Below are 7,170 nucleotides of genomic sequence, written 5' to 3'. Positions count from 1 at the left end.
CACACCGAGCCCAAGCGAGGTGCCGAGTGGTGGGGCAAGAGCGTTTTGCTTACTTTTGCGCTTTTCAAAAGTGAGCCGCTGTAAAAGCGGAACCCTAAGTGGCCGTTACCTAAATAATGGATATGTACTCGGTCTGATCCAAGATACTGGCCAGCCCAGAGGCCGCCATCGGGGGCAAGCCCCCTCCCACATTTGGGCCTCGGATCGGCACAAGATACCGGTCAGCTCCAAATCCGCCGCACTTGCGCTCAAGCCACACGACTCTCCTTCTTCAAACTCTCCATATCAATCACAAACCGATACTTCACATCCCCCTTGAGCATCCGCTCATACGCCTCATTGATCCCCTGAATATCGATCATCTCAATATCCGAAACAATCCCGTGCTTGGCACAGAAATCGAGCATCTCCTGGGTTTCCTGAATCCCCCCGATCAACGAACCCGCCAGGCTGCGGCGCTTGAAGATCAGGTTGAACACCGCAGGCGACGGGTGCGGGCTGTCAGGCGCGCCGACCAAGGTCATGGTGCCGTCGCGCTTGAGCAGGCTGATGAAGGCATCCAGGTTATGCGGCGCAGCGACGGTGTTGAGAATGAAGTCCAGGCTGTTGGCAACCTTGGCCATTTCATCCGCGTTCTTCGACACCACCACCTGATCGGCACCCAGGCGCAGGCCATCTTCGCGCTTGTTCGGTGAAGTGGTGAACAGCGTCACATGGGCGCCCATGGCATGGGCAATCTTCACCGCCATGTGCCCTAGCCCGCCGAGGCCGACCACCCCGACTTTTTTGCCCGGGCCGACCTTCCAGTGGTGCAACGGCGAATAGGTGGTAATCCCGGCACACAGCAACGGCGCCACTGCCGCCAGGTTGGTGTCGTCGTGGGAAATGCGCAGCACGAACTGCGCCTTGACCACGATGTTGTCGGAATAGCCACCGTAGGTGTTTTCGCCGCCGAACAGCGGCCCGTTATAGGTGCCGGTGAAGCCATTCTCGCAATATTGCTCCTCGCCCTCGGCACAGGAGGCGCATTGCTGGCAGCTGTCGACCATGCAGCCGACACCGGCCAGGTCACCCACCTTGAATGTCTTCACATTGGCGCCGACCGCCGTCACACGGCCGACGATTTCATGGCCGGGGACCGAAGGATAAAGAGTGTTGTTCCACTCGTTGCGGGCGGTGTGCAGGTCGGAATGGCACACGCCGCAATACAGAATGTCGATCTGTACGTCATCCGCGCCGGGGGCGCGGCGCTCGAAGGTAAAGGGCTTGAGCGAATCCTTGGAGTCCCGAGCGGCGTAGCTGTAAGTCCTGGCCATTTCGTTCACCTGTATGATCTGACGGAAGAGTTCGGTGGACACGCCTGGCCGCTGAAACGTTCAACCGAGCACGTCCATACAAGCCGCGCGGCGGCTTTTGGCGCAAGCTTTCGAGACATAAGCCCAGGCGGATTTTCAACTCACTGTTTTCATGCAGACAAAGGAGTTTCAGATGAGCACATTCGTTGCCAAAGACGGTACCCGGATCTATTTCAAGGATTGGGGCAGCGGCAAGCCCGTGTTGTTCAGCCACGGCTGGCCGCTGGATGCCGACATGTGGGAATACCAGATGGAATACCTGAGCAGCCGTGGCTTTCGCACCCTCGCGTTCGACCGCCGGGGCTTTGGTCGCTCGGACCAGCCGTGGACCGGCAACGACTACGACACCTTCGCTGACGATATCGCCCAATTGATCGAACACCTGGACCTCAAGGACGTGACCCTGGTGGGCTTCTCCATGGGCGGCGGCGATGTGGCCCGCTACATTGCGCGCCATGGCAGCGCACGGGTCGCCGGCCTGGTGCTGCTCGGCGCCGTGACGCCGATCTTCGGCCGGAAGGACGATTACCCGCAGGGCGTGCCCGACGACGTATTCGATGGCATCAAGGCCGGCCTGCTGAAGGACCGCGCGCAGTTCATCAGCGATTTCAACACGCCATTCTTCGGCCTCAACAAGGGCCAGAAAGTCTCAGACGGTGTGCTCACCCAGACCCTGCAGATCGCCCTGCAGGCCTCGCTCAAATCCACCGTGGACTGCGTGACCGCGTTCTCGCAGACCGACTTCCGCCCGGACATGGCCAGCATCGACGTGCCGACCCTGGTCATCCACGGTGACGGTGACCAGGTCGTGCCGTTCGAAACCACCGGCAAGGTCGCGGCCGAGATGATCAAGGGCGCGCAACTGAAGGTGTACAAGGACGCGCCCCACGGGTTTGCCGCTACCCATACCCAACAACTCAATGAGGACCTGCTGGCGTTCCTGAACCGCTGAAATCCCTGTGAGAGGGGGCTCTCGATGAGGGAGAGCCCCCTCCCACATTTGGTTCAAGACTCACTCATCAGCCGCAGGCGCTTGACCATCGGCACACACGCCAACACCAACCCCGAGGGCGAGTGATACACCGCCTGCTCATCCCCCACATAGCCGCACGCCCTGTAGAAACTCACCGCATTGAGCGTCGCATCCAATACCACCTCTTCAACGGCGATATGACGCGCGACCGTCTCCAGGTGGTCGAGCATTGCCTTGCCATACCCCCGCCCGGTGAATGCGGGACGCACAAACAAGGCGCCGACTTCATTGTTGGCAAGATCGAGCATGCCGGTGGCGACTGGCTCGCCGTTCACACAGCCCAGGTAGAAGCGTTTTTCCATCAGCACGCTGTAACCATCGCTCGCACTGCCACGCGTCCAGAGCGCCATTTGTTCTGCGGTGTAGGCGCCGATGCATTGGCCGAGAATAGCCTCACGACGAATCTCAAACGCGCTGTCGGCATCCTCTGGCGTAGCTCGTTTTATCTGCAACACAGCCTTCTTCCTTCCTTGATTTCAATATGCCATTAGCCCATGTGTGCTAATCGACCCGCGCTTCCCCCGGCGCTATATTCCCCGGCACTTCCAACGCTCAGCCAACACCGCGCACTCAATGCGCGAAGGGTCGTTGCGCGCTGGAAAAACCAAAACAATCCCAAGGAAGAAGCATTATGAAACTCCCCTCCCCTGTGACGCGCCTTGCCCTGCTCGGCGCCTTGATCATCAGCGTTGCCGGTTGCAGCAATATCAAACCCACCGAAGACCATCTCAAGAAACTCTCAGAGACCAACCTGGGCGAACCGGTCAAACGCATCTCCAATGTACGCAGCGACTCCATGACCACCTACTACGTGGTCAACACCGCCTCCGGCGAGTACAACTGCTCGGTGCCCAGCGGTGCCAGCGGCGGCGCGTTTGCGATTGCCAGCTTTGGCCTGATGAAACCCGCGGCCTATTGCATGCCCAAGGGTGCGCGGGGCAATGGGTTGACGCCGTTCACACAATAATTTTTTCCTGGCTGAGCTCACGCAAGGCGCCGCGCAGTTCTGCAGGGCGCACCGGTTTGGACAGAATGGCGATCTGACGGTCGTGCAACGCAGCCTGGATTTTCTCCACGTCATGCCCGGTGAGGATCAGCGCCGGCACCGCCCAGCCGCGTTGCCGGCGCAAGTGGTCGATGCATTCGATGCCGGTGGCGTGGTTGCCCAGGTCATAGTCGGCGACGATGATGTCGCAGTCGCTGACCAGGCCCTGCCCCGTGGACTCGGCCTGCACCTCGCAGCCCCAGCGCTCGAGAAGCGCCTGGGTGGCCAGCAGCACATTATGATCATCTTCGACCAGGCACACTTTCAAACCGCTGAGCAGGCCGGCCTGGCGTGCGTCGTCACGCGATGCCGGTTGAGCCGGCGCAGTGGCCAGGGCCAGGCCATGCAGACCTACCGAAGTGCCACGGCCCACCCGCGAACGCAGGCTCACCTGCAGCCCCATCAACTGCCCAAGGCGCTTGACGATGGACAACCCCAGGCCGACGCCTTCGACGTCCTTGTCGCGCAGTTGGCGCACGCGATAAAACTCTTCGAAGACCTTCGCCAGATGCTCCCCTGCAATCCCCCGGCCCTGGTCATGCACCTCTATTACCAAGCGGTTATCGCGAATACGCACACCGATCAGCACTGGCCGTTGCGCGCCATACTTGAAGCAATTGGAGAGCAGGTTTTGCACCATGGTCGCCAGCATCCCTGGATCCACCAGCACCCAGTGGGCGCACGGTCGCAAGCGCAACTCCACACCCGCCCAGCGTGCGGCTTCGGCGTTCTGGCGTACCAGGTCGGCGAGAAAATCGCCCAGATGGATCACTTGGTATTTGGGCAGCAGACGCCCGTTGTCCAGAGTGTAGAGGTCGAGAATGGAACGGAACAACTGCGACACGTTGAGCAGCGAGCGATCGATATTGTCCACCAGCCGCCGTTCGTCATCACCCAGGCGGGCTTCGCGCAGGCAGGCGGTGAACAGGCCGATGGAGTGGATCGGCTGGCGCAGGTCATGGCTGGCCTGGGCGAGAAAACGGGATTTTTCCAGGTTGGCGGCGATGGCTTGTTCGGAGGCCTTGCGCGTACGCTCCAGCAGGATATGCGCGTAGATCGGAATCACCGTGCTGGTGATCATCAGCATCAGCACCATGAACGGCTGTGCCTGCCACCACGGCGTGAGCTGGTAGACCATCAACAGCGCCAACAACGCCAGCCCCGTGGCAATCGCCAGGTAGCGCGACCCATAGCGCATGCCGTTGCCCAGGTTGACCCACACCATCACCGCATACAGCGGCAACGCCGCCTCACCGCCCACCACCAGCCCAAACGAAGTGCCGGTATAGTCGTGGAGCATGCCGAAAATCCGCCGCGCCGGGTAATGCCCGGGCCAACGCGCGATCACCTGGCGCAAGGCAATGGACGCCAGCAGGAACAGGACGATATACAGGAGCACCGGCCAGTAAGTGTCCAGCGAATGCCCGGGCAAAAAGCCCAGCACGCCTATATACACAATGGCGATGGTTGCCACCACAATGCGCAGGTTCGCCTGGTCGAGTTCGGAGTTGGTCTCGAGCCCCATGGGTTACGTCCTTGTTGTCATAGCCCTGGCCCTTTATATGAGCGAGGCGGGCATTGGGCCCGATAATAAAACAGCATGCCTGCACACAGCCATGCCCAGCAAGGAGCTCACCATGACCGGCCGGATTATTATCGCCGACGACCATCCGATGTTTCGCGAAGCCATGGCGCGCACCGTGCAACGCCTGCTGCCCGAGGCCCGGGTACAGGAAGCCGGCGACCTGGACGCGGTGCATGGGTTGCTGCTCGACCCAGGCGACATCGACACCCTGATCCTCGACCTGCGCTTTCCCGGCCTGACCTGCATCAGCCAGCTCGCCGACCTGCGCCGGCAACTGCGGCGTACCACGTTGATCGTGGTCTCGATGGTGGATGATCCGGCGCTGATCGAACAGGTCATGGCCCTGGGCGTCGACGGTTTTATCGGCAAGAACATCGCCCCCGACGAAATCGGCCACGCGCTGCTGGCGATCCGCGACGGTGAAGTGCTGGTCAGGTTCGCCCCCTCCGGCCTGCTGCCGCTGGACACCCATACGCTCACCCCGCGCCAACAGGACGTGCTGCGCCTGATTGCCCAGGGCAAGACCAACAAGGAAATCGCCAAGGCCCTGGATATTTCACCGTTTACCGTGCGCATTCATGTGTCGTCGTTGCTGCGCAGCTTGAAGGTGACGACGCGGGCGGCGGCGGCGGTGAAATACTCCGGGGAGTTCTAGATCCAAAACTGTGGGAGGGGGCTTGCCCTCCCACATTGGACTATGGTGCACCCGTTAACCTCCCCCGCTCTGCATCCGATATTTATGCTCACTTCCCAGCTTAATAATATTTTATTAAAAACCACCCTCCCCCTAGCCTTGAAGTCATGCCCAAGCTGAATCCAACTGCATTACGCAAGGACAGACACATGACCCAAGCAATAACAAAAACAGACACCCTGGTGGTGGGCGCCGGCCAGGCCGGCGTGGCCATGAGCGAGCACTTGAGCAAGCACGGCGTGCCGCACCTGGTGCTCGAGCGCAGCCGCATCGCCGAGCGCTGGCGTACCGGGCGCTGGGACTCGCTGGTCGCCAACGGGCCGGCCTGGCATGACCGTTTCCCGGGTCTGGAATTCGATGATGTGGCGCCCGACGGCTTTGCGCCGAAGGAGCGCGTGGCGGACTACTTCGAAGCGTATGCATGCAAGTTCAATGCGCCGATTCGCACGGGCGTGGAAGTCACGTCGGTGGTGCGCAACGAAGGTCGCCCGGGCTTTACCGTGCACACCAGCGAAGGCGTGATCGAAGCCAACCGCGTGGTGGCCGCCACCGGGCCGTTCCAGAAGCCGGTGATCCCGGCCATCGCGCCAAAAGACACTGCGCTGCACCAGATCCATTCCGCCGACTATCGCAACCCCGCGCAATTGCCGGCAGGTGCTGTGCTGGTGGTGGGTGCCGGTTCTTCCGGGGTGCAGATCGCCGATGAATTGCAGCGCGCCGGTCGCCAGGTGTACCTGTCGGTCGGCGCCCATGACCGCCCGCCGCGCGCTTATCGCAACCGCGATTTCTGCTGGTGGCTGGGGGTGTTGGGCGAGTGGGACCAGGCGGCGATGAAACCTGGCCGTGAGCACGTGACCATCGCGGTGAGCGGCGCCCACGGCGGCAAGACCATCGACTTTCGTGAGCTGGCCCAGCAAGGCATGACCCTGGTCGGCCTCACCCACTCCTTCAATGGCAACGTGGCAACGTTCCAAGCCAACCTGGTGGACAACCTGGCCCGTGGCGATGAGAACTACCTGGCCCTGCTGGATGCGGCCGACGCCTACATCGAGCGCAACGGCCTCGACCTGCCCCTGGAGCCCGAAGCCCGCCGCGTGTTCCCGGATGCCGACTGCATCCAGCAGCCGATCCTGGAACTGGACCTGGCCCAGGCCGGCATCACCTCGATCATCTGGGCCACCGGGTTTGCCGTGGACTACAGCTGGCTCCAGGTGGATGCGTTCGATGCGGCCGGCAAGCCACGGCACCAGCGCGGCGTCTCCAGCGAGGCCGGGATTTATTTCCTCGGGCTGCCCTGGCAGTCACGGCGTGGCTCGTCGTTTATCTGGGGGGTGTGGCACGACGCCAAGTACGTGGCGGACCACATCGCCATCCAGCGTCAATACCTTGAGTACCGCGCGCCCGCCTCGCTGGTTCGCCCGTCCCCTGTCAGCGCCTGATCCCTTTGCCGGAGTTTTT

General features: G+C 61.6%; 7 protein-coding genes. 4 read left to right on the top strand and 3 right to left on the bottom strand.

All coding sequences use genetic code 11. The features are described from left to right. Positions 1 to 248 precede the first annotated feature (248 nt). On the bottom strand, positions 249 to 1,316 hold the full coding sequence (locus BFP93_RS09735; RefSeq protein ID WP_065892925.1) for an NAD(P)-dependent alcohol dehydrogenase: 1,068 nt from the start codon (positions 1,314 to 1,316) through the stop codon (positions 249 to 251). A gap of 172 nt (positions 1,317 to 1,488) precedes the next feature. Between BFP93_RS09735 and BFP93_RS09730 the strand changes: the two genes are divergently transcribed. Then, positions 1,489 to 2,307 (top strand): alpha/beta fold hydrolase, encoded by an 819-nt coding sequence (locus tag BFP93_RS09730; RefSeq protein WP_065892924.1) that lies wholly within the window; start codon positions 1,489 to 1,491, stop codon positions 2,305 to 2,307. Positions 2,308 to 2,360: 53 nt separating this feature from the next. Here the strand turns inward: BFP93_RS09730 and BFP93_RS09725 are convergent, their stop codons facing one another. Continuing rightward, positions 2,361 to 2,843 carry a GNAT family N-acetyltransferase gene (locus tag BFP93_RS09725; protein ID WP_065892923.1) on the bottom strand — a complete coding sequence of 161 codons (483 nt, stop codon included), beginning with the start codon at positions 2,841 to 2,843 and terminating at the stop codon, positions 2,361 to 2,363. A gap of 176 nt (positions 2,844 to 3,019) precedes the next feature. Between BFP93_RS09725 and BFP93_RS09720 the strand changes: the two genes are divergently transcribed. Next, positions 3,020 to 3,355 (top strand): hypothetical protein, encoded by a 336-nt coding sequence (locus BFP93_RS09720; RefSeq protein ID WP_065884761.1) that lies wholly within the window; start codon positions 3,020 to 3,022, stop codon positions 3,353 to 3,355. On the opposite strand, the gene BFP93_RS09715 is transcribed toward BFP93_RS09720, so the two are convergent. Further along, complete coding sequence (locus BFP93_RS09715) at positions 3,345 to 4,958, bottom strand: ATP-binding response regulator (protein ID WP_065892922.1); 1,614 nt, start codon at positions 4,956 to 4,958, stop codon at positions 3,345 to 3,347. The two genes, BFP93_RS09720 and BFP93_RS09715, sit on opposite strands and share 11 nt — an antisense overlap. 112 nt (positions 4,959 to 5,070) lie before the next feature. Here BFP93_RS09715 and BFP93_RS09710 point away from each other — a divergent pair, with 112 nt between their 5' ends. Then, complete coding sequence (locus BFP93_RS09710) at positions 5,071 to 5,673, top strand: LuxR C-terminal-related transcriptional regulator (RefSeq protein ID WP_065884763.1); 603 nt, start codon at positions 5,071 to 5,073, stop codon at positions 5,671 to 5,673. 146 nt (positions 5,674 to 5,819) lie between these two features. After that, positions 5,820 to 7,151, top strand: coding sequence for a flavin-containing monooxygenase (locus tag BFP93_RS09705; RefSeq protein ID WP_370737783.1), 1,332 nt, complete (start codon positions 5,820 to 5,822; stop codon positions 7,149 to 7,151). Positions 7,152 to 7,170 lie beyond the last annotated feature (19 nt).

The sequence above is a fragment of the Pseudomonas sp. 44 R 15 genome, from assembly GCF_900004965.1.
Taxonomy (GTDB): Bacteria; Pseudomonadota; Gammaproteobacteria; order Pseudomonadales; family Pseudomonadaceae; genus Aquipseudomonas; species Aquipseudomonas orientalis_A.
This window is presented reverse-complemented; position numbering and strand designations above follow the sequence as displayed.

Bases quoted from the DNA above. Each gene is read 5' to 3' on its own strand.
- BFP93_RS09735 (WP_065892925.1), bottom strand. From the start codon at position 1,316: ATGGCCAGGACTTACAGCTACGCCGCTCGGGACTCCAAGGATTCGCTC.
- BFP93_RS09730 (WP_065892924.1), top strand. From the start codon at position 1,489: ATGAGCACATTCGTTGCCAAAGACGGTACCCGGATCTATTTCAAGGAT.
- BFP93_RS09720 (WP_065884761.1), top strand. From the start codon at position 3,020: ATGAAACTCCCCTCCCCTGTGACGCGCCTTGCCCTGCTCGGCGCCTTG.
- BFP93_RS09715 (WP_065892922.1), bottom strand. From the start codon at position 4,958: ATGGGGCTCGAGACCAACTCCGAACTCGACCAGGCGAACCTGCGCATT.
- BFP93_RS09710 (WP_065884763.1), top strand. From the start codon at position 5,071: ATGACCGGCCGGATTATTATCGCCGACGACCATCCGATGTTTCGCGAA.
- BFP93_RS09705 (WP_370737783.1), top strand. From the start codon at position 5,820: ATGCCCAAGCTGAATCCAACTGCATTACGCAAGGACAGACACATGACC.